The organism is Nonomuraea solani (genome assembly GCF_900108335.1).
GTDB classification, from domain to species: domain Bacteria; phylum Actinomycetota; class Actinomycetes; order Streptosporangiales; family Streptosporangiaceae; genus Nonomuraea; species Nonomuraea solani.
The window spans coordinates 204,853-226,488 of the sequence record NZ_FNVT01000006.1 but is presented as its reverse complement, the minus strand read 5'-3'; the positions used below and the strand labels follow the sequence as shown (position 1 = coordinate 226,488).

At 70.5% G+C, this 21,636-nt stretch carries 17 protein-coding genes; 10 read left to right on the top strand and 7 right to left on the bottom strand.

Going from position 1 to position 21,636, the window contains the following annotated elements:
• Positions 1-77: 77 nt before the first annotated feature.
• Entirely contained in the window at positions 78-1,463 is a 1,386-nt protein-coding gene (locus C4V41_RS23865) for a type I glutamate--ammonia ligase (RefSeq protein ID WP_103958141.1), read from the bottom strand.
• A gap of 185 nt (positions 1,464-1,648) precedes the next feature.
• Between C4V41_RS23865 and C4V41_RS23860 the strand changes: the two genes are divergently transcribed.
• Positions 1,649-1,882, top strand: a complete 234-nt coding sequence (locus C4V41_RS23860) for a hypothetical protein (RefSeq protein WP_103958140.1) — start codon at positions 1,649-1,651, stop codon at positions 1,880-1,882.
• A gap of 187 nt (positions 1,883-2,069) precedes the next feature.
• Positions 2,070-3,659: an aKG-HExxH-type peptide beta-hydroxylase gene (locus C4V41_RS23855; protein WP_235030342.1), complete on the top strand. Its 1,590-nt coding sequence runs from the start codon at positions 2,070-2,072 to the stop codon at positions 3,657-3,659.
• On the opposite strand, the gene fxsT is transcribed toward C4V41_RS23855, so the two are convergent.
• Genes fxsT through C4V41_RS23835 form a run of 4 tightly spaced genes read right to left on the bottom strand, consistent with a single transcriptional unit; the run spans position 3,649 to position 11,394 of the window.
• Positions 3,649-7,884 carry an FxSxx-COOH system tetratricopeptide repeat protein gene (gene fxsT / locus C4V41_RS23850; protein ID WP_103958138.1) on the bottom strand — a complete coding sequence of 1,412 codons (4,236 nt, stop codon included), beginning with the start codon at positions 7,882-7,884 and terminating at the stop codon, positions 3,649-3,651. The genes C4V41_RS23855 and fxsT overlap by 11 nt on opposite strands.
• On the bottom strand, positions 7,881-8,969 hold the full coding sequence (locus tag C4V41_RS23845) for an AAA family ATPase (RefSeq protein WP_103958137.1): 1,089 nt from the start codon (positions 8,967-8,969) through the stop codon (positions 7,881-7,883). The genes fxsT and C4V41_RS23845 overlap by 4 nt, the downstream gene beginning before the upstream one ends.
• A complete protein-coding gene (locus C4V41_RS23840) occupies positions 8,966-10,414 on the bottom strand; it encodes a VMAP-C domain-containing protein (protein ID WP_103958136.1) in 1,449 nt (482 codons plus the stop codon). Before C4V41_RS23840 ends, C4V41_RS23845 begins: the two co-directional genes overlap by 4 nt.
• Positions 10,411-11,394, bottom strand: coding sequence for an effector-associated domain 2-containing protein (locus C4V41_RS23835; RefSeq protein WP_200824178.1), 984 nt, complete (start codon positions 11,392-11,394; stop codon positions 10,411-10,413). The genes C4V41_RS23840 and C4V41_RS23835 overlap by 4 nt, the downstream gene beginning before the upstream one ends.
• A 383-nt stretch (positions 11,395-11,777) precedes the next feature.
• On the opposite strand from C4V41_RS23835, the gene C4V41_RS23830 reads away from it, so the two are divergent.
• Both C4V41_RS23830 and C4V41_RS23825 read left to right on the top strand, forming a co-directional pair.
• Positions 11,778-12,257 (top strand): hypothetical protein, encoded by a 480-nt coding sequence (locus C4V41_RS23830; RefSeq protein ID WP_103958134.1) that lies wholly within the window; start codon positions 11,778-11,780, stop codon positions 12,255-12,257.
• A 47-nt stretch (positions 12,258-12,304) separates the two neighbouring features.
• The gene (locus C4V41_RS23825; protein ID WP_146103755.1) at positions 12,305-12,850 is read left to right on the top strand and encodes a hypothetical protein; all 546 of its coding nucleotides are present in this window, start codon (positions 12,305-12,307) and stop codon (positions 12,848-12,850) included.
• A gap of 3 nt (positions 12,851-12,853) precedes the next feature.
• Here C4V41_RS23825 and C4V41_RS23820 read toward each other — a convergent pair whose 3' ends face one another.
• Positions 12,854-13,180 carry a hypothetical protein gene (locus C4V41_RS23820; RefSeq protein ID WP_103958132.1) on the bottom strand — a complete coding sequence of 109 codons (327 nt, stop codon included), beginning with the start codon at positions 13,178-13,180 and terminating at the stop codon, positions 12,854-12,856.
• Between the two features lie 109 nt (positions 13,181-13,289).
• Here C4V41_RS23820 and C4V41_RS23815 point away from each other — a divergent pair, with 109 nt between their 5' ends.
• Positions 13,290-13,754: a class I SAM-dependent methyltransferase gene (locus C4V41_RS23815; protein WP_327537467.1), complete on the top strand. Its 465-nt coding sequence runs from the start codon at positions 13,290-13,292 to the stop codon at positions 13,752-13,754.
• 100 nt (positions 13,755-13,854) lie between these two features.
• Positions 13,855-14,547 (top strand): poly-gamma-glutamate hydrolase family protein, encoded by a 693-nt coding sequence (locus tag C4V41_RS23810; RefSeq protein ID WP_103958131.1) that lies wholly within the window; start codon positions 13,855-13,857, stop codon positions 14,545-14,547.
• 171 nt (positions 14,548-14,718) lie between these two features.
• Here C4V41_RS23810 and C4V41_RS23805 read toward each other — a convergent pair whose 3' ends face one another.
• The gene (locus C4V41_RS23805; RefSeq protein ID WP_103958130.1) at positions 14,719-15,759 is read right to left on the bottom strand and encodes a LacI family DNA-binding transcriptional regulator; all 1,041 of its coding nucleotides are present in this window, start codon (positions 15,757-15,759) and stop codon (positions 14,719-14,721) included.
• A gap of 231 nt (positions 15,760-15,990) precedes the next feature.
• Here C4V41_RS23805 and C4V41_RS23800 point away from each other — a divergent pair, with 231 nt between their 5' ends.
• The 4 genes from C4V41_RS23800 to C4V41_RS23785 are packed head-to-tail and all read left to right on the top strand — an operon-like array spanning position 15,991 to position 21,614.
• On the top strand, positions 15,991-17,292 hold the full coding sequence (locus C4V41_RS23800) for an ABC transporter substrate-binding protein (protein ID WP_200824177.1): 1,302 nt from the start codon (positions 15,991-15,993) through the stop codon (positions 17,290-17,292).
• Positions 17,289-18,215 (top strand): carbohydrate ABC transporter permease, encoded by a 927-nt coding sequence (locus tag C4V41_RS23795; protein ID WP_200824176.1) that lies wholly within the window; start codon positions 17,289-17,291, stop codon positions 18,213-18,215. Before C4V41_RS23800 ends, C4V41_RS23795 begins: the two co-directional genes overlap by 4 nt.
• Positions 18,212-19,039, top strand: a complete 828-nt coding sequence (locus tag C4V41_RS23790; RefSeq protein ID WP_103958129.1) for a carbohydrate ABC transporter permease — start codon at positions 18,212-18,214, stop codon at positions 19,037-19,039. Before C4V41_RS23795 ends, C4V41_RS23790 begins: the two co-directional genes overlap by 4 nt.
• A gap of 13 nt (positions 19,040-19,052) precedes the next feature.
• A complete protein-coding gene (locus C4V41_RS23785) occupies positions 19,053-21,614 on the top strand; it encodes an alpha-L-rhamnosidase (protein WP_235030341.1) in 2,562 nt (853 codons plus the stop codon).
• The last annotated feature ends 22 nt before the right edge of the window (positions 21,615-21,636 follow it).

The window sequence follows — 21,636 nt, the reverse complement described above, 5'->3', positions numbered from 1 at the left end:
GGGGGAATCGCCCTTCGGTAGCACGAGGCCGGACGAAACCCACCATAACCTACCTGCAAAGTATGAATATAACCGGGTCAGTACAACCAGCGGTAGGAGCGGACCACCTCCGCCGCGTCCCGGCCGGCCGCGCGGGCGGCGTCGGACGTGCGGACCGCGCGGAAGGCGTCGGTCAGCTCCTCACCCAGCGCGCTGCGGACGCGCCGGTTGCCCAGCAGCGCGCCGAGCTGCTCCTCGACTGTGGTGGGCAGCCGGTGGACGCCGTGTTCGGCGCGCCGCTCGCCGCTCCAGCGGTCCGGGTTCTCCTGCACCGGGCCCGGCGGCGTGAGCCCGTCCTCGATGCCGGCCAGCCCCGCGGCGATGACGACGGCGAGGGCGAGGTAGGGGTTGGCCGAGGCGTCCGACGGCTTGAGCTCGACGTTGGCGTGCCCGGCGCCCAGCAGCGGAGTGGCCGGTACGAGCCGCAGCGCCGCCTCCCGGTTCTCCACGCCCCAGAAGGCGTACGCGCCGCACCAGTAGCCGGGCCGCAGCCGCTGCAGCGACGACAGGCTGGGCGCGGTGACGGCCACGATCGCGGGCAGGTCGCGCAGCAGCCCGGCCAGGTAGGCGCCGCCCTCGGCGGTGATGCCCGCGGGCCCGTCGCCGCCGGACAGCAGGTTCGTACCGGCACGGGACAGCGAGGTGTGCAGGTGCCAGCCGTTGCCCACCTGGCCGAGCGTGACCAGCGGGGCGAAGCTGGCCCGCAGGCCATGCGCGCGAGCGGCCGCGTGCACGGTCTGCCGCGCCAGGAGCTGCAGGTCGGCGGCCGTGACCGGGTCGGCGGGGGCGATGTTGAACTCGAACTGCCCCGGCCCGTACTCGCCGTGGAGCTGGCCGATGGGCACGCCGTTGTGGTCGAGGTCGCGCAGCAGTTGCGCGGCGAAGGCGTCGACGGCCAGCATCTTCGTCGGCCCGTAGGAGGGCCCCTCGTAGATGGGGCGCACGTCGTCGCCGTCGTCCCCGTCCGCCCGGCTGAGGTGGAACTCCATCTCGTAGCCGGCCAGGAAGTCCAGCCCGAGCGCCGCCGCCCGGTCGACCTGCCGCTCCAGCACGCCCCGCTGGTCGTACGGCCACGCGGACCCGTCCGCCGCCACCTGCCGTCCCGGCACCCACCCGAACCCGGGCTGCCCGGCCAGCCGGACGATCCGGTCGGAGACCGGCACCAGCCGGATGTCGCCCGAGGGTGTGCCGAGCGGGGCGTGTTCGAAGGTGATCCCGTCGTGGGAGTCGAACACCGCGAACAGCGGCGTCACACCGACCCCCCGTTCGACGGCGGCGCCGAACTCGCCGATGGGCACGGTGCGCGAGCGCGAGATGCCGTTGTTGTCGGACCACACGATCGTGACGCCGACGACCTCCGCCGCGGCCGGATCCGGATCGTGGGTGTCGTCCTGCGCCGCGCCGGCGGTCAGCTGATCGAGCATCGGTGTCCCTTCGCGAGGCAATGGCCGAGTCACCTTATATTCGGCCGGGTATTCGTTCGGGGCGGCCACGCCCATAACGCATGCAATATCACTGGGCCCTCGACCGCATTTGCCGCAATAGCCACGCAGTCACCTATATCCAGCGAGGGCTATCGCGAAGTTGGCGCGTGAGTCACCATGGAGATATGACCCCTGCGGTGAAGACGAGCGATTGCCTCGAGTCGCACCTCATCGATCTGACGGATGTGCCTCTCGGCGCGTTGTGGGAGGTCAACGGGCTCGAAGCCGTCATCGTCGCCCTGCGCGAGCACCTCACGGACAACGCCGCCCCGCTCTGCGAGGGCAGCATGGCCGCGTTGTGCGGAAGCGTGCCCGTAACGGCGCCGAGTACGCCCTTCGCGACTCTTGATCAGACCTGAGCCCTATCGGGTTCCCTTTCGTGTGCTCATGGCGGTGGCCATGGGAGACGTGGGCTCAGCGGATCTCGCCATTCTCGAATCGTCACAGCGGAGCCGGCTGCTCACGGCTTTCGCGGCCATCTTGAATACGGGTGATTCGCCCGACCATATTCGGCGCCACGATGTTATCCCGCCCACCCCGCCCGGTATGTCCTGGGCCGTGCTGGTGGCGGTGCAGCGCCGCGCGCCGGACGCCCTCGACGAGGTGCTCCGCGATCCCGCCGTCGGCGCCTGGGCCTTCCGGCTGCTGCGGCGGGTCGCGTACGGCGCGGCGGCCGAACAGGGCGGAGAGCCGCCCGCGCGAGCCGGCGCGAACCTGTTCGCCACGCTCGCCGCGGCCGCCGCGATCCGGGCGGGCATGCCCTGCTCGCTGCGGATCCCGGCCAGGCGGGGACGGCTGTGGCTGCCGTCCCTGGGCATGACCGGCACGGTGGGACGCGGGGAATGGGCGATCGTGGGCGTGGAGAGCCGGGCGCACGGGACGGTGGTCTTCGGCGACAGCGGATCGGTACGCCTGCCCGACGACCTGTCCCGCCCGGCCGAGGGCTGGTCGCCGGTGCCCGTCATCGACGTGACCGAGCAGGGCAGGAGGCTGCTCCTCGACCACCTCTCGCCGTACCGGGACTTTCGCGGGGTGCGTGATCCGGCGTGGCTGCCGGCCAAGGACGTACGGCGCTGGCGTGAGCTGCTGCGGGAGGCGTACGAGCTGCTGCGCGCGCGGCACCCCGCCGCGCACCGCACGGTGACGAGGACGGTCCGATCGCTGGTGCCGGTCGACGGGCGCAGCGCGCTGCGGGTCGTCAGCGCCACGGTGCCGGACGCCTACGGCGCGATCACGATGTCCCTGCCCGCCGACGCGGTGTCGCTGGCCGTCACGCTGGTCCACGAGGCCCGGCACCAGCTCCTCAGCACCATCGACGACCTGACGCCGCTCTTCACCCCCGTTCTGGAAGGCCCAGAACCGGCCTATTTCGCCCCTTGGCGGGGAGACCCACGCCCACTGCGCGGGCTGCTCTACGGGGCGCACGCCTTCATGGGGGTGGCCGTCTTCTGGCAGAACCAGCGGCATGAGGGCGGGGAGCGCGCCGACTTCGAGTTCGCCCTGCACCGCTGGCAACTGCGGATCGCGCTCGCCGCGCTGCGCGGGGCCACCGGTCTCACCGAGGCCGGCGGGCGCATCGTCGCCACGCTGGCGGAGGCGGGACGCGCGCTCTGGCGCGAGCCGGTGCACGGCACCGCGGCCTGGCTGGCGGACCTGTGCTGCCGCGACATTCTGGCCGGTTGGCGGGCGGCCCATCTGGTGGTGCGCGAGAACGACGCCGCCGCGCTGGCCCGCCGCTGGTCGGCCGGCCTCCCGCCGCCCCGCTCGCTGCCCGGGACGCGGATCGGCGAGCATCATCCGGCCTTACCGGGCGACGGGCGGACCTGGCTGGCCCGCCTGCGGTGCACGGATCAGGAAGCGTTCGAACGGGCCCGCGCCCTGGCGGACGGCCCTCTGGGGATCGCCGACGTCGCGCTCATCTCCGGAGACCCCGCGAAGGCGCTGCCGCTCTACCGGAGCGCGAGCGCCGACCCCGGCGCCTGGATCGGGATGGGCCTGGCCGGCGACTCGCGCACGTCGCCGCTCCTGGAACGCCCCGAACTGGTCCTGGCGCTGCACGCCGCGCTACGGCGCGACGGCGTGCGGCCGCCAGGACCGGAAGAGCTGGCCGAATGGCTCTCGGCGGCTAGATGCTGAGCAGGTCGATGTCGCAGTTGGCCCTGGTGAAGTTCTCCAGATCGCGGGTCGCGGGGTGGTCGGGCCCGTGCACTTTGCGGAACAAGGCCAGCGCCTTGTCGTGCAGCTTTTTGGCCTCATCGGTCCTGCCCAGGCTCTGCAGGTCGAGGGCCAGGTTGGCCATGACCGCCAGCGTCGCGGAGTGCTTCTCGCCCCGCGCCTGGGCGCTGTGCTCCAGCACGTCGGCGTCGGTGTCGTAAGCCTCCTGGAAACGGCCCATCATGTAGGCGTCGCTGGCCAGGTTGGTCCTGGCCAGCAGGGTGCGGGGATGGCCGGCGCCCAGCACCTCGCCGAGACCCTCCACCGCCGTGCGATCCAGCTCGCAGGCCGCTTCGACCTGCTTCATCAGGCGCAGCGTGACCGCGAGGTTCGTCTGGGTGGCGAAGGCGTGCGGGTGCCGCTCGCCCAGCAACTCGACGCACTGCTCCATCGTCTGCCTGCCGAGCTCGGCGGCGGCCGCGAGGTCGCCGGTCTGGCGCAGGTCGGTGGCGTGGTTGAGCGCCGCGCGGACGGTGTCGAGCGACTTGCCGCCCTGCACCCTGCGCAGCAGCTCCAGCACCTGGAGCGAGAGCTCGTACGCGCCGTGGTGATCGCCGATCTTGCGCCGGGTCACCGACAGCTCGCGGGACACCCAGATGGTCAGCGAGTGATCCTCGCCCAGCAACCGCTGCGCGCGCTCGCGCAGCTTCTCCTGCCCCTCCAGGGCGGCCTGGAAGCGGCCCAGCTCCTGCTGGTCGATGTAGAGCGAGTGCAGGCTGTTGAGCGTCTGCCGATGGTCGTCGCCGAGCACCTCCATCAGGCGCTGGTGGGTGTCCTCGTCGAGCCGGTACGCCTCCTCGAAGTCTCCGGCCAGGCGCAGGCTGACGGCGTAGTTGTGGGCCGCCTGCAGCGTGCCGGGGTCGTCGGCGTCGAACTCGCGCAGGGTCGTCTCGTAGGCGGCCCGGTCGAGCTCCCTGGCCCGGTTGAAGTCGCCGCGCAGCCGCACCAGGATCGCCAGCACGCTCAGGGCGCGCTGCGTGTTCTCGTTGCGTTCGCCCAGCACCCGGCGGCAGCGCTCGACCAGCTCCGACTGGAGTTTGTACGCGTCGCCGTGGCGCCCCTGCCAGCGCAGCGCCTCGGCCCGCACCTGATCGGCCTGGATCATGTGCTCGTGCTCGTCGCCGATCACCGGCCGCCAGGTCCTGGCCGCCTCTTCCGCGAGTTCGAGCGACTCGGTGTAGTCGCTGCGGGCGAGCAGGAAGCGGGCCTCGTTGAGCACCAGCTGACGGGTCCACGGGTCCTCGCACTCCACCATGGTGGTGGCCCGCACGTGCGGCAGCAGGGCGGAGTAGCGGGACCACTCGCTGGGGCGCTGCGGGTTTCTGGGGTCGGCGTTGGAGAGGATCTCGTGCGCGCAGTGGCGCATCTCGGCGCGTTCCTGGGCGTTCATCTGCTCGATGAGCACCCGCTGGACCAGACGGTGCACCTGGATGGTGGAGTTGCGGTGGTCGATGCGGGCCAGGGCGTAGCGGCCTATTTCGCGTACGGACTGGGAGAGTTTGATCGGGTCGTCCAGCGCCGCGCGCAACGCCGGAGGCGCGCTCACGCCGCGAACTCTGGAGAAGAAGTCGCGGTCGATCGGCTCGGGCGCGAAGAACGCGCAGACCTGCAGCAGTTGCAGGGCCGCCGGATAGTCTTCGCGCAGCCGGTCGAGCGAGACGTTCCAGGCCGCCGCCACCGGCAGGTCGTAGTCGGCGGGCGGCGACTGTTCGAGCAGTTCGGCGCACTTGGTCTCGAAGAGCTCCAGGTATTGGTGCGCGGGCATGCCGGTCTCCGCCAGCCACACCGCGGCCTGTTCGACGGCGAGCGGAAGATCTCCGAGGGCCTCGGCCAGACTGTCGGCGGCATCATGAAGAATCTGCGGGCTGCGCCGCTTGATGAGGGCGATGCTCTCCTCCCGGGTGAACACATCAACCTCAAGAGAGCTGGCCAGGGTCGACCACTGAGAATTACGCGAGGTTACCATCACACGCCCGGGTCCGTCGTTGGGAAAGAATTTCCTGACCTCGCCCGGATTCTCGGCGTTGTCATATACCAGGAGCCAGTTCGAGTAGGGCCGACCTGCTCGTAATGCCTCCAGAACCGCCGGAACGGCGCTGCGGTCGGCGCCCGCCTGCAGCCCCATTTGCTCACCGAGCTCAATCAAGGACTGTACTATCGAGTTTGTCTGTTCGGCGGGTATCCACCAGATGAGCTGATAGTCTTTGCTATTTCTGTAGACATATTCTATGGCGATCTGAGACTTTCCCACGCCGCCCATGCCGTGCAGCGCCTCCGGCAGGACGGCGGTGGTCCCCTCACTCGCCAGGCGGCGCCGGAGCTCGGTGAGAAGGTCTTCCCTGCCGGTGAAGTTTCGATTGCGCAGCGGCAGATTCGAGCCGATCCGGCGAGGCGCCCGAGGTGGCTCCTCTTGCGTGGCGGGTGACGCAATTTGTGGCGAACCAGACACGGGGCCTCCAAGGGCAGCCGGGGATATCTCTCGCTCAGGGAACTCGGTAATGCCAGAACCAAGAGTATCTGAACTGTCACGTTGTGTAGCTACACGGGAGCCGTCCTCCCGCAGGAGTTCGCCGAGCCGATCGGCCCGCGCCAGATACGGCCCGGACAGAGCCGAGAGCGCGGTGCACATGGCCCGGACGAACGGACGGGTCCTGCTGGTCACGGGCGGGTCGGCGGCGTCGGCCTGCCAGGCGACCAGCGCCTCGCCGTCGGGGATCGACGACGCCAGGTGCGGCCCGATGCATCGGGACACCTCCTTGAGCACGCTCAGCGTCGCCGCCCGCGTGCTCTGCCCGAGGAGCTCCTCCCGGACCCCGTCGGGGAAGTCGAAGCCCACGTGCCCGGCGTCCTCCACGTCCATGCCGTGGTCACGGCGCCGCAGCAGGCCGAACATCATGATCTCGCCCAAGTTCCAGGACTCGGCGTGCGGGATCGTGTCCTGGATCGCGCGGATGACCGGCATGTTGAGCGGCGCCGCCGCCAGCCGCCTCGCCAGGTCCGCCGCCGCCGGGGTGGCCCGCGCCATGAACAGATCGACCAGCTCGCGGCCCCGGCTCTCGACGGGGTCGGCGATGGCGTCGTGCCGGACGGTCCTGCCGTTCAGGTCGCCCTGAGGGCCGGTGAGCAGCACGGCCATGTCGTGGTGGCCGCCGGTGGCCACCAGTTTCGCCCAGCGGCCGAGCGAGCCCGGCGTCAGCTCCATCAGCGGTACGGGAACGGGCGCGTACGGCGGCACCCGCGACGGCTCGCTCAGCCAGGACGAGTGCGACCTGATCTCACGGACCCTGACCAGGCGGTTGGGGAGCGCCGGGCGGTGGGCGTCCAGCCAGGCGCCCACAGCCGTGGGAAAGGTGAACTCCCACACCTCCTGCGGCATCAGGCTGAGCGCCGCCGCCGGTGAGGTCAGCGCGGTCGCGTGGAGGTAGGTGGCGGCGTCGCCCGTACGCCAGCCCCGGGAGAGGCCGTCGGTGAGGACGAGCACGAGATGATCGGGGCCCAGGGCGCCGGACGGCGGACCGCCGCGACGGCGTGCCCGGGCGCCGGCTTTCGCGATGTCGACGGAGACCACGTCCACGGTACGGAACGCCGCCGTCTCCTCCATCAGCTTCTTGAGCCGGCGGACCAGGTCGTGCCAGAGGACCATCGAGGGATGGGCGTCCACGACGAGGCGCAGGGAGAAGAGCGGTTCCGCCGCCGGGCGGCACTCCGGCAGCCACAGGTCGTCGGCGGCGATGCGCTCCGCCGTCGCGTCCTCGTCGATCTCGAAGGCGTCGGCCGATGGCCGGCACAGCCGCAACGGCTTGAAGGCCATCCCCAGGGCATGCCCTCCGGGCAACGTCGCCCTCGGCGCCGCCCCGTCGGGCGCGGGCTCGTCCCGTGAGGGCTCGAACCAGGGCGGGTCCGGTTCGGGGGTCTCATGCGCGACGGTGTCGTTCTGGCTCTCCTGGAATTCTTCCGCGAACCGCTCCCGCAGGGCCTCCTCCGTACGCGGCGGTGGATGGTCCCCGTTGCCCGGGGCCGGTCGCTGGGCGGGCCAGGCGGCCCGGTGGCGCCGGGGCGCGGCGGCGTCCTGGTACGCGGCCAGATACAGCGCGTCCCTCAGCTCCGACCACGAGGGTCCTGGCGGATCTTCCGTATGGCCGCTCATTCCCAGGCCCGTCCGTCGAGGCGATGCCACAGCGTCTCCGCCATGCGCAGGATGTCGTCCGGCCTGCCGTCCTGATGGGCGGAGGCCAGGTAGAGGGAGTTGAGCAACTGGTCGATGGCCAGGCCGCCGCGTTCCCGGCCGCGTTCCAGGAACTGCGAGATCAGCAGGCCGCCCCACTGCTCGGCCGCGTCGGAGCCGAAGTGGGCGGTCAGCATGGCGGCGAGATCGTCGCGGCTGGGCTCACGGATGTCGAGCAGCAGGCATCGGCGCAGGAAGGCGGGCGGGAACTCGCGTTCGCCGTTGGAGGTCATGACGACGATGGGGAAGGCGTTGCACGTGACCCGTCCCTCCGTGATCTCCGCCTCGCCTTGGGGGTCGTCCGTGCGCACCCGCACCGTGGGATCTCTGCGCCGGGCGCGCAGGAGCTCCGGGATGGTGTACGAGCCCTCCTCGAAGATGCTCAGCAGGTCGTTGGCGAGGTCCAGGTCGCTCTTGTCCAGCTCGTCGATCAGCAGCACCCGGGGCTCGGCGTAGGGGAGCAGCGCCGTGCCGAGGGGGCCGAGCTGGATGTACTCGCCGATCTCCGGTGGCCGGCTGTGCTCGTCGTCCTCGCCGGTTCCGGCCCGCCACGTGGCGGTGTCCTGTACGCGGCCGATCGCGTCGTAGGCGTAGAGCCCGGCATTGAGGGTGGACCGGCTGGTGATGTGCCAGCGCAGCACCCGGCCGAGCCGGAGTTCGCGGCTGATCCGGTAGGCCAGGGCGGACTTTCCGGTGCCGGGCCGCCCGCTGACCAGCAGCGGCCTGCGTAACAGCAGCGTGGCGTTGACCATTTCGGCCTCGTGCCAGGCCGCGTCGGACAGGGCCCGGTCGGGCCACTGCGCGCCCAGCCGGCGGACGATCTCCGCGTCGTCCTGCGGGGGCGGGGGCAGCACGTCGCCGTCGGCGAACCGCCGCCAGGGCGGAGGGGCGGGGATGAGCTCGCTCAGCCGGGTGTCGTGGAGGGGCTCGCCGGTGCCCCGGTAGATCCACCAGCGAGGTCGTACGCGGTCGGCGGTGCGCCCAGTGGGGGTGTCGGGATTTATCATGAACCCTCCACCTCAGCAGAGTCGGAGGAACCTCCCGTAACGGACGCCACCGGCATCCGGGTCGGGTCGTCCCACAGCAGAGCGACGTGCTGGCCGATCAGCGGGTCTACATGCGTTTCGCGCCCATTTGACGCTATCCGGAGCAGCTTGACAATAGTCGGCAGGTGGCAAGGGTTGTGGCTCTTCAGCAGCGACTCCAGCGCCGTGCGGAACGCCGCGCCCTCGGCCCCCGTCCGGGCCCAGAGCACGACGGGAACACCCACGCGCAGCGCCTCCGCCAGCTCGTCCGCCGGTCGCTCGGTGACCTTGTCGGGCGGGCCGCTCAGGATGACCACCGCGGGCGGCGGATCGGAGAGCAGGTGGGGACGGCCGTCCTCGGGAAACCAGTGGACCCGGCCGGCCCGCCCCTCGGTGAAGGCGCGCCACCGTCTCGTCCAGCGGCTGTGCAGGTCGCGCCGCTCCATGCGCTCCATACTCCGTACGACGACCTCGTGGTCTTCCCCCAGGATGCCGACGACGCCCTGAAAAGAGGCCTTACTCCATCGTTCGACTTCCAGATGCAGCAGGTCGCGGGGGAGAACGAACTCCAGGGCCAGGTCGGACGTCAGGCGGTGGGCCCAGTCGGACTCGACCTGCTTGATCAGCGTCCGTACCTCCATCTCCGCGTCCGCCAGCATGACGCGCCGATCCGTTCCCCTGATCTGCCCGCCGGGGCAGGTCCGCTTCCAGTGGGAGAGGATCGCGTCCCTGCCGCCGCCCCGGTCGAGCAGTGGCCGGATGCGGATGATGAGGTAGTCGGAGGGTGTCCAGGCGATCCCCTCCGCGAGGGGTTCGTTCTCGGAAGGGGGATCCGGCACGTGGGCGCTGGGATCGTGCAGGTCCGCCCACGCCAGGATGTCGAACTGGCCGGCCTCCGCTCCCAGCGCCAGCAACTGCCGCAGGACGACGTAGCAGGGCAGCGCCGAGCCGGGTCTGGCGTTCAGCGTCGCCGCGTGCAGGAACACCGTCCAGGGCTCGTTGCACGGCATGTCCGGCAGGGGCAGCCGCCGCTCCTGGAGGAACTCGCGGTAGCGCCGGTGCAGATCGGGAATCGCGACGCCGTCGAGCAGTCTGAAGAGCTCGTCCCAGTCTTCGCTCTCCAGGAGGTCGACCTCCCACGCGGCGGTGGCGACCCTGAGCCGGCGGATCGCGATGGAGGGGCCTTCCAGCCGCTCCAGGCCCTCCACCAGCAGCGCGAGACCGGCCGGCCGTTCGGACAGCTCGTTCATCAGCTTGACGACCAGGCCGCGGATGGAGGTGCCGCCCACGTGGTCGAGGCCGGCGCGCGAGCCGTCACCGCCGAGCTCCTGGACGATGTCGCGCACGATGTCGGCGTTCTGCAGGCACTCGATGCCGACCACCGCGTTGACGAGGTACATCGGTAAGGCGCGTGCGGCGACCGTCATGTGTCCTCCTCCGTACCGGAACAGCACACCTGGTTGAAGATCTCCACGGCCCTGAGAGCGGACGCCGTCTCGCCCCCCACGTTCAGCACCGCCGCGCGCAGCGCGGCGCACCCGCCCTCGTAGTCGGTGCACGCCTGAACGACGGCCTGGAGCTGCTGCCGCGGGTAGGGGTGCTTGCGAATGTTGCGGCGAATGGCCGGGGGCAGTGCCTCGCGCAGCGCCTCTCCCGAGTCGTGCTCGATCTGCGGCACCTCCAGCAGGGCATCCGCGACCCGGTAGCGGGCCTCGGGGGCCGGGGGTCGGCAGCGCGAAGGGGCGGCGCTCCTGACGGCGGTGGCGAGCGGAGGCCAGAGCCGCACGGCCGTCGTCACCGGAAGCATCCACCCGACCTTGGCCGTACGGTCGGTGTGGGCGGCGGTGACCAGGCCGACGACGCGGTGGACCGCCGGATCCCACACCGCCGCGCCGCTGAAGCCGTGCTCCACCGTGGCGCCGGTGGTCCGCAGGCCGTCGAGCTGGACCCAGTCGGGGCAGGGGCCGCCGGAGCCCACCATCCGCGCCGTGGCGATCAGGCCGGACACCGTGCCGTGGGGATAGCCGATGATCGCCACCTGCCGCCCCAGCGGGGCTCCGCAGGACAGCAGCGGTAACGGACCGCAGCCCCGGGGGAGGGGCGGGTGCCCGGCCTCCAGGCGGAGAGCGGCGAAGTCTCCCATGTCGGTGAGCGACGCGCCGGCCGGGAGCGTTCCGAGCGGGGGAGTGGGCGACCAGGCTTCCGGCAGAGATCGGGCGCGGGCGGACCAGCCCCGGCCGTAGAGATCGACGACCAGGTCGCCGTCCGGTTCCGCGCCGGCGGCCGTGACGACGTGAGCGCAGGTCAGGACATGGAGACCGGCCTCGCCGACCATCGCGAGCACGCCCGCGCCCCATAACGCGCCGTCCGCCGACAGCACGCGCACCTGGCCTCTTTCCGGCCCCACGACATTCCTCCCTGGCCTTCTTTCCCGTTATTCGCGCTTTCCGTTATTCGCACCGGAAGACGACCCGGCTCATCCATGCCGGCGAGCCACGCTACAAGTCGATCGAGCATGGCGCGGGTGAGTCCATCAATTTGATTCAGACCCGTTTCCCATGACCATCGAGCCCCTCCGGCCATCGAGGAGGTCAAAGATACTCCCGTCCCGGCGGAGTAGGAAAGGAGGCAAATGGCGTGATCTGTTGTTATGTGTACTTTTCGTTGGTATGCGTACCGCATGCTCGGGTTTGATGTGACTGCAGGGTCTTATGTAAAAAACACGCCATATGGAACCCCGTGGCACCCGATGGAACGCCTCATGTGTGAAGCGCTCCAAAGGGAGATCACATGAGCAGAATCCGCCGCGCCGCCCGGACGATCGCCATCGTCTGCGCGGGGCTCGCGATGACGGCCGGCCTCGTGGCCGCGCCGGCGAACGCCGTCACCGAGATCCGCTGCCAGTTGGGGATCTCCTTCTACAACCCCGAGAGCGACACGTGGATCGTGAGCATCTACGCCTACCTGCCCACCAACCACTTCGACGGGGTCGGTTACGTCGTCAACGGGGCGCGGATAGAGCTCAGCGTCTGGGGCCAGGACACCTTCTCCGACGACTTCCTGTTCAGCGCGGGCACCTATGCGGGATTGTCCAGCCTCAACGTGACCGAGGACCGCATCGAGGTACGGGCGCCCCTGCCGCCGATCTTCAGCGACTCGCTCGACGAGGACTGGGCGGACTCGGACGAGATCTTCGCCCGCGCCCGATGGGTCGACGGGGACGGCGGCACGCTGCAGACCAAGTCCAACGTCGTGCGCGGCTCGTTCTAGACCCGGACGGTCTTTCCCCCGTGGCGCGACGGCCGCACACTCGTGGCATGACGATGCGGCGTATCAGTGCGGCCTTCGCGGTCCTGCTGACGGTCGCCTACCTGGCCTACCTCGTGGCGATCCCGCTCGGCCTGGTGACGCGCCGGCTGGAGGTCCACGAGGTGGCGCTGGCGGCCGGACTGCTGGCCGGGGTCTACTTCGCGGCCGCGCAGTACTCCATCACCGATGTCACGATCGGCGCCGGCGGCGTCACGGCCAGGCTGGACAGGGCCGAGGCGAAGCAGCGGGTGCTGGAGTCCGACCTGCGGGCGATACAGGTGGCGCTGGGCGGGCTGGTGACCAAGTACGAGTGGGGCCACCTGCGGGGGCTCGCGGCCGAGGGGCCCATGATCGCCCGCTCCCGGGAGGACCGGAAGCTGCAACAGGAGCTCGAACGGCTCGACGCGATGGGGTTCGTCGAGCCGCTCGACCCGCGCGGGCTGAACGCGATCTGGGACGACCACGGGCACACCGGCCGGGATTTCGACCTCAAGCCGTACGTCGCGATCACCGACGCGGGCCGCGAATACCTGCGCCTGCGCGAGAGCCTCTGACCGCTAGATCGCCAGATGCACCTGGACGGTGACGGGCCCCAGGCTGCCCTCGATGATGAGGCAGTCGGCCAGCACCGCGCCGAACCTGGCGTTCGCCTTCTCGGCGGCCTCGCCCAGCTCTTCGGCGTCCTCCCGTGACAACACCCGGCGCACGGTCCGCGACGTGACGCGCAGGGGCACGCTCACCTCGACGGACTCCGCCTTGCCGCCGTCGAGCCGCTCGATCGCCTCGCCGATGGCGTAGTCGGCGACGAACGCGCCGAACGATTCGAGCGTGTGCACGCCCGGGCGGTGCTCTTCCAGATATCGCCGGTCCATCTTCTTCGTCATCGTTCCGGGTCCCTTCGCTGTGGTTGCGCTGGGACCAGCGTCGGGCGGACCTGCGGCGGGCGCATGAGTAGGTCCGTACTCAGCGTGGGCAGGGCTAGCATCGTCCGCTATGACCCGATCCTCCTCCTACCTGACCACCACCGCGGACGCCTACGACGCCGTCGCCGTTCTCTACGCCGAGCTCGCCAGGGACGAGCTCGCCCAGGTGCCGCTGGACCGTGCGCTGCTTGCCGCGTTCGCCGAGTTCGTGCAGGCCGCGGGCGCCGGGGCCGTGGCCGAACTGGGGTGCGGCCCTGGACGGGTGACGGCGCATCTGCGGGACCTGGGGCTGGACATCTTCGGGGTCGACCTGTCGCCGGTGATGATCGACCTGGCCCGGGAGACGTACCCGGACCTGCGGTTCGAGGTCGGTTCGATGAACGCGCTCGACGTGGCCGATCGACGAGCTGGCGGGGCTGGCGTACGAGGCCGGGTTCGCGGAGGTCGGCCGGATGTCGCGGGAACATCGCGAGGGAGAGCGGCCGTTCCGGCAGGGCCGTCTCCTCTTGCGCGGACGGGCGGATCGGTAAGATGATCATCTACCGCAAGCCCGCGATCCGGTCCTGAGTGGACCTCTTGGTGCCCCACGCCGGCCGGTACATTCTGGTGGGGGCCGCGTCATCGAGGAGTAGCGCATGCCCGCCATCGTCACCCATGTTCTTTCCGCCACCCTGGCGATGAGCGTGGCCTTCGCCCCGGCGGCCGACGACACCTACAAGGACTACGCCGATCTCGCCGCGAGCGAGGTCGAGGGCGTCGACTACCGGATCTCCACGCGCCGGCCGACCGGCAGCGAGGTGTCGCACATCGCCATCCACGGCGGCGCCATCGAAGGGGGCACCTCCCAGCTCGCCGGCCACGCGGCCCGCGCGGGCGGCCACGCCTTCTACGCCTTCGAGGGCATCAAGAGTTCGGGCAACGGCGACCTGCACATCACCGCCACCGCGTTCGACGAGCCACGGGCGCTCGCCCTGCAGGCCAAGATGACCTCGACCGTCTCCTGGCACGGCGCCGGCGGCACCGAGGCGACCACCTACGTCGGCGGCCTGGACAAGGAGCTCAAGAAGAAGGTCACCGCGAAGCTCAAGGCGGCCGGGTTCGCGGTGGCCGCGACCGTGCCGTCCGGGCTCGCCGGCACCAACCCGCTGAACATCGCGAACCGCAATAAGGCGGACATGGGCCTGCAGCTTGAGATCACCGAGGCGCAGCGCAAGCGCTTCTTCGAGGACGGCAAGCTCAACCGGGCCTGGACCGAGGACAAGGCGCACTGGACGACCGCGTTCTACTCCTACGTCGCCGCGGTCAACGACGCCCTGGCCGACGGCTAGGAAAGCCGGCGGCTAGAAGATCAGGGCGTATTCGACGGCCGTGGCGGCGTAGGACGCGGCCTGGGCCACCACGACGGCGAACAGCGCCACGGCGAGCACGATGACGGATGTGATGGCAGCACGCATGGGAGATCCCTTCCGCTGTCGACCGGCGCTTCCACCATCGCTCACCTAGGGCGGACGGGCAACACCCGTGGAGCGCCGGGTCACCAGGGTGGGGTTGACCGAGAAGCGCACGGCGGCCGTGCGGCCGCCGATGCGTTCGAGCAGCAGCCGCCCGGCCGTCCTGCCCATGATGGCGCCGTCCTGGTCGACGCTGGTCAGCGAGATGTGCGCGAGCCCGATCACCCGGGAGTTGTCGTAGCCCGCCACCGAGACGTCGCCGGGCACGGCGAGCCCGGCCTCGTGGATGGCCGCGAGCGCGCCGGAGGCGGCCTGGTCGGCGCCGGCGAAGATGGCGGTGGGACGCGGGTCGCGGGTGAGCAGGTCGCGCGCCCCCGCGTAGCCGCCCTCCTCGCTGTAGGAGGTGACGGCGAGGGCGATGTGGCGGGCCAGCCCGTGCTCGGCCATCACCCGCTCGTACGTCCTGGCCCTGATCGTCTGGAGCAGGGCCGCCGGCCGCCCCGAGAGGGTGTCCTTCTGCGTGATGTGCGCGATGCGGCGATGCCCGAGCGCGATGAGGTGCTCGACGACCAGCTCGGCCCCGGCCTCGTCGTCGGCCAGCACGCAGTCGTAGAGCGCCGAGCGGTCGTGGCGGCCGAGCACCACGGTGGGCGTGCTCTTGGCCAGGGCTTCGAGCTGTGCCTTGGTGCTGACGGGGGCGACCGTGAGGATGCCGTCCACCTGCCGGTCGACCAGCGCGTCACTCCCGCGGCGCTCCGCCGCCGGATCCCGGCCGCCGCTCTGCACCATGATCGCCTGGTAGCCGCTGCCGGAGATCTCCGCCACCAGCCCTTCGAGGATGTCGGCGAAGAACGGGTTCCTGATGTGCGGCAGCAGCACCCCGATGGTGAAGGTACGCCCGCGCATCGCCCGCGCCGCGTTGTGCGGACGGTAACCGAGCTCGTCGATGGCGGCCTGCACCTTCGCCCGCATCGCGGCGCTGACGCCATAGGCGTTGCGCAGCACCTTCGACACCGCCGTCGTGGACACCTGGGCGTGGCAGGCCACGTCGGTGATCGTCACTCTCCGCCGCCGATCCGGTGTGCCCATGGGCCGCCCTCCTCGACTCGGCGCGGCCAGGTCGCGGGAGTTCAGGGCAGCGCCAGCGATGGGTAACGTTACCCAACCTTTGATCGGATGATGCCTGGCACAGCCATTTGACATTGGGTCACGATTGGGGACCGTTCCCCTGGATCACCTCTTGACGCTCGCTTGAGTAACGCTTACGTTAACTCGCATCGGGGGTGCTTTAAAACGTTTCAACGGACCCGGAGGGGCGTTGTGAAGACCTCGCACCGCATCATGGGAGCGGCGCTCGCCGTTCTCGCGACGGCGGCCCTGACCTCCTGCGGATCGGGCTCGGAACCCGCCGCGGACGGCTCGGCCACCCTGACATTCCTGATCGACAACAGCCAGGGGACCACCGCTACGGCCAAGGCGCTCACCGACGCCTTCATGCAGGCCAACCCCAAGATCAAGATCGAGACCGAGACCAGGCCGGGTGGCAGCGAGGGCGACAACATCGTCAAGACCCGGCTCTCGACGGGCGACATGACGGACGTGTTCTGGTACAACTCCGGGTCGTTGCTGCAGGCCATCAACCCCGCCCAGACGATGGTCGACCTCACCGGCGACCCGGTGCTGCAGAACGTGCAGAAGGACTACCTGCCGGTCGTGAGCCAGGGCGGCAAGGTGTACGGCGTCCCGGCCGGCACGCTGACGGGCGGTGGCATCCTCTACAACCGCAAGGTCTACGACAAACTCGGCCTGAAGGTGCCCGCGACGTGGGCCGAGTTCATGGCCAACAACGACAAGATCAAGGCGGCCGGGATCACCGCCGTGATCTCGACGTTCAAGGACACCTGGACCTCGCAGCTCTTCGTGCTCGGCGACTACTACAACGTCCAGGCCGCGGTGCCGAACTTCGCCCAGGAATACACCGCCGGCAAGGCCAAGTTCGCCACCACCCCGGCGGCGCTGGCCGGCTTCGAGCACCTGGCCGAGGTGTTCACCAAGAAGTACATGAACGACGGCTACGGCTCGGCCACCAACGACCAGGGCGTCAAGATGCTGGCCGAGGGCAAGGGCGCGCACTACGCGATGCTCAGCGGGGCGCTGCCGCCGGTGATCGAGACGCTGCCGCAGGCCGGGACCGACGTCGGCTTCTTCGGCATCCCGGGCACCGACGCGACCAAGCACGGCGCCACCGTCTGGGAGCCGTCGGGCATCTACATCGCCAAGACCAGCGAGAAGCTCGACGCGGCCAAGAAGTTCCTGGCCTTCGTGGCCTCGCCGGCCGCCGCCGACGCGATCAACAAGGCCGTGCCGCCGACGGGGCCGTACCGGATCACGGGTGCCAAGCTGCCCGACAACGCCATCCAGGCCGCCAAGGACCTGCAGACGTACGTGGACGAGGGTCGCACGGCGCCCGCGCTGGAGTTCGTCTCGCCGGTGAAGGGCCCGTCGCTGGAGCAGATCACCGTCGCCGTCGGCTCCGGGCTCACGCCGCCCGCCGAAGGCGGCGCCCAGTACGACAAGGACGTGGAGAAGCAGGCCAAGCAGCTGGGGCTGGACGGGTGGTGACGAAGCAGGCCGCCGGGCCCCGCACGGGGCCCGGCCCGGCCCCCGGCCAGGTCACCCGCCCGGTCAAGCGCCGTTCGGCCTACCCGTACGCGCTCTACCTGCCGGCCGCCGTCGTCTACCTGGTGATCTTCCTGGTGCCGACGGTCATGGCCTTCTACTTCTCGCTCACCCGCTGGACCCTGTTCGACAGCACCTTCGTCGGGCTGGACAACTTCCGCGACTTCCTGTCCGAGCAGAACCTGCGCATCGGCTTCGCCAACACCCTGATCTACGCGGTGCTCACCTCCGGGCTGAAGGTCGTGCTCGGGCTGCTGCTCGGCGTGCTCCTCACCTCCCGGCTGCGGCTGCGCGGATTCCTGCGCTCGGTGGTGTTCTTCCCGGTCCTGGTGTCCACCGTGGCCGTCGGCATCACCTTCAGCGTGCTGCTCAAGCCGGACACCGGCCTGGTCAACCAGGCGCTCGCGCTGGTGGGCATCGACGGCGGCGACTGGCTGGGCGACGCGAACACGGCGCTGCTGTCGGTCGCGCTGGTGGACGTGTGGAAGGGGGTCGGCCTGGCCACGGTCATCTACATCGCCGGCATCATGTCGATCCCGCAGGAGTATTACCAGGCGGTCATGGTGGACGGCGGGGGCGCGTGGCACCGCTTCCGGCACATCACGCTGCCGCTGAGCTGGCCGGCGACGTATTCGGTGATCATTCTGTCGTTCATCGGCGGGCTGCGCTCGTTCGACCTAATCTGGACGATGACGCGCGGCGGGCCCGGCTTCACCAGCGACACCATCGCCTCGATCATCTACAAGCAGTATCAGGCCGGTTTCTTCGGCCTGTCGACGGCGGGCAACGTCATCCTTTTCATCGTGGTCACCGTGATCGCGGTCCCGCTCAACTACTACCTCGGCAAGAGGCAGGTGGCCGCATGAGAGCACTGCGCAGGCTCAGCGCCGAAGCGGTCGCGCTGGTCGTGGCCACCGTGGTCTTCCTGGTCCCGTTCGCGCTCATGCTGCTGACGGCCGTCAAGGACCGTACGCAGGCCATCGACCTGGACTTCTCCTGGCCGACGAGCTGGCCGATCGTGCAGAACTTCATGGCCGTGATCGAGGCGCGCGACTACGTGCTGCTGCGCGCGTACGTCAACAGCACGATCCTGACCGTGGCGTCGGTCGCCCTGATCGTCATCTTCGCGGCGATGGCCGCGTTCGTCCTGCAGCGCAGGCCCGGCAAGGTCGCCAAGGTGGCCGACTTCCTGGTGCTGTCGGGGCTGATCATCCCGCCCGCGGTCGTTCCGACGATCTGGCTGCTGCAGGCGCTCGGGCTGTTCAAGACGCTGCCCGGGCTGATCCTCGCCGAGGTGGCCTTCAACCTGTCGTTCGCGATGCTGCTGTTCCGCGCCTTCATCGCGGCCATCCCCCGCGAACTGGACGAGGCCGCCCAGATCGACGGCTGCGGCGGGCTGCGGCTGTTCTTCCAGGTGATCTTCCCGCTGCTCCGGCCGGTCACCATCACCGTGATCCTGACCAGCTCGGTGAGCGTCTTCAACGACTTCGTCAATCCGCTCTACCTGCTACCGGGCGACGACAACGCCACCGTGCAGGTGACCCTCTACAACTTCCAGAGCCAGTACAACACCCAGTGGAACCTGCTGTTCATGGACATCGTGCTCATCACGATTCCGCCGCTGCTGCTGTTCATCTTCTTCAACCGCAAGATCGTCGCCGGGATGACCGCCGGCGCCATCAAGGGCTGATCTAAGGAGTATCTTGCTGATCGTCACGGCACCCACCTACGAACACCACCAAGACCCCCTCGGCATCGGCGAACCGGCCCCCCGCCTGTCGTGGACCGTCACCACCGACCTCCCCGGGTGGCGGCAGCAGGCGTACGAGATCGAGCTCAGCGACGGCACCGCCACCGGCCGCGTCGAGTCGGACGAGTCGGTGCTCGTGCCCTGGCCGGGCGCGGCGCTGGGCGCGCGCGAGCGGCGCGGCGCGCGGGTGCGCGTGCACGGCGCCGACGGCTCGGCCGGCGACTGGAGCCCCTGGTCATATGTGGAGACCGGGCTGCTGGACGCGGGCGACTGGCGCGCCGAAGCGGCCGCGCCGCCGCTGGAGCTGCTCGGCGTGCCCGACGGGCCCGCGCTGCTGCTGCGCCGCGACTTCAGCCTGCGCGCCCCCGTCGAGCGGGCCCGCCTGTACGTCACCGCGCACGGCACGTACGAGATCGAGCTGAACGGCCGGGTGGTCGGCGACGACGTGCTCGCCCCCGGCTGGAGCAGCTACGCCCACCGCCTGCGCTACCGCACCCACGACGTCACCGAGCTGCTGCGCGAGGGCGCCAACGCCGTCGGCGCCACCCTTGCCGACGGCTGGTACCGCGGCCGCATCGGCTTCCTCGGCGGCAAGACCGACCTGTACGGCGACCGCACCGCCCTCATCGCCCAACTGGAGATCACCTACGCCGACGGCGGCACCGACGTCGTGGTCACCGACGGCGAGTGGCGCTGCGCGACCGGCCCGGTCACGGCGGCCAGCCTGTACGACGGCGAGAAGCACGACGCCCGCCTGCTCCCGTCAGGCTGGTCGGAGCCCGGTTTCGACGACTCCGCCTGGCTGCCCGCCGACGCCCTCGCCCACGACGCCGCCCTGCTCGTCGCGCCGACCGGCCCGCCCGTGCGCCGCACCGAGACCCTGGCCCCGGTCGAGGTCCTGACAGGCCCGGACGGGGAGACCATCCTCGACTTCGGCCAGAACATCGCCGGCCGCCTGCGCATCCGCGTCCAGGGCCCGCCCGGGCACACGGTCACGCTGCGCCACGCCGAGGTCCTGGAGAACGGCGCCCTGGCCCTGCGCCCGCTGCGCGACGCCGCCGCGCTCGATCAGTACACGCTGCGCGGCGACGCCGAGCCCGAGGAATGGGAGCCCCGCTTCACCACGCACGGCTTCCGCTACGCCCAGATCGACGACTGGCCAGGCGAGCTGGACCCGGCCGGCGTGCGAGCCGTCGTCTGCCACACCGACATGCGTCCCATCGGCACGTTCGAGTGCTCCGACCCGCTGCTGAACCGGCTGCACGACAACGTGCGGTGGAGCATGCGCGGCAACTACGTCGACATTCCCACCGACTGCCCGCAGCGCGACGAGCGGCTCGGCTGGACCGGCGACATCCAGGTGTTCGCCCCTGCCGCCGCCTTCCTCTACGACTGCGCGGGCCCGCTGGCCTCCTGGCTCGCCGACCTGGCCGCCGAACAGGCCGAGGTGGGCACCGTGCCGCACTTCGTGCCGTGGGTGCCGCTGGCGTTCGACGTCTCGCCCACCGCCGCGTGGGGTGATGCCGCCGTACTCGTCCCGTGGGTGCTCTACCAGCGCTTCGGCGACCTCGACCTGCTGCGCGCGCAGTACGGGAGCATGACCGCCTGGGTGGACCAGGTGCACTCGCTGACCGGCGACGACCACCTGTGGGACGAGGGCTTCCAGTTCGGCGACTGGCTCGACCCCGCCGCGCCGCCGGACGACCCGCGCAAGGCGCGCACCGACCACGCGCTGGTCGCCACCGCCTACCACGCCTGGTCGGCCCAGGTCGTGGCCGACACGGCGGCGCTGCTCGGCCACGACGCCGACGCCGCCCGCTACGCCGAGCTGGCCTCGAAGGTGCGTACGGCCTTCCGCGGCGAATTCGTCACGCCGTCGGGCCGGCTGGCCTGCGACACCCAGACCGCCTACGCCCTCGCCCTGCACGTGGGCCTGCTGGACGGGCCTGGGCAGCGGGAACGGGCCGGGCGTCGGCTGGCCGAGCTGGTCGCCGCCGACGACCACCGCATCGGGACCGGGTTCGTCGGCACGCCGCTGATCTGCGACGCGCTGTGCTCGGTGGGCGCGTACGACACCGCGTACGCGCTGCTCACCCAGCGCAACCGCCCGTCGTGGCTGTATCCGGTGACGATGGGAGCCACCACGATCTGGGAGCGCTGGGACAGCCTGCTGCCGGACGGGTCGGTCAATCCGGGTGAGATGACCTCGTTCAACCACTACGCCCTGGGCGCGGTGGCCGACTTCCTGCACCGCACGGTCGCGGGGCTCGCCCCGGCCGCCCCCGGCTACCGGCGCCTGCGCGTCGCGCCCCGGCCCGGCGGCGGGCTGACCCACGCTTCAGCCGGTCTCGACACGCCGTACGGGCCGGCCGCGGTCGCCTGGACCAAGGAGGGCGAGACGCTCACGGTCACCGCCACGGTGCCGCCCGGCACGGTCGCGGAGGTGGACCTGCCGGGAGCCGAGCCGCAGGAGGTGGGGGCGGGCACGCACGAGTTCACGGTGAGGTGCCGGTAGTGCGCCGTTCATGAGTAGGGGT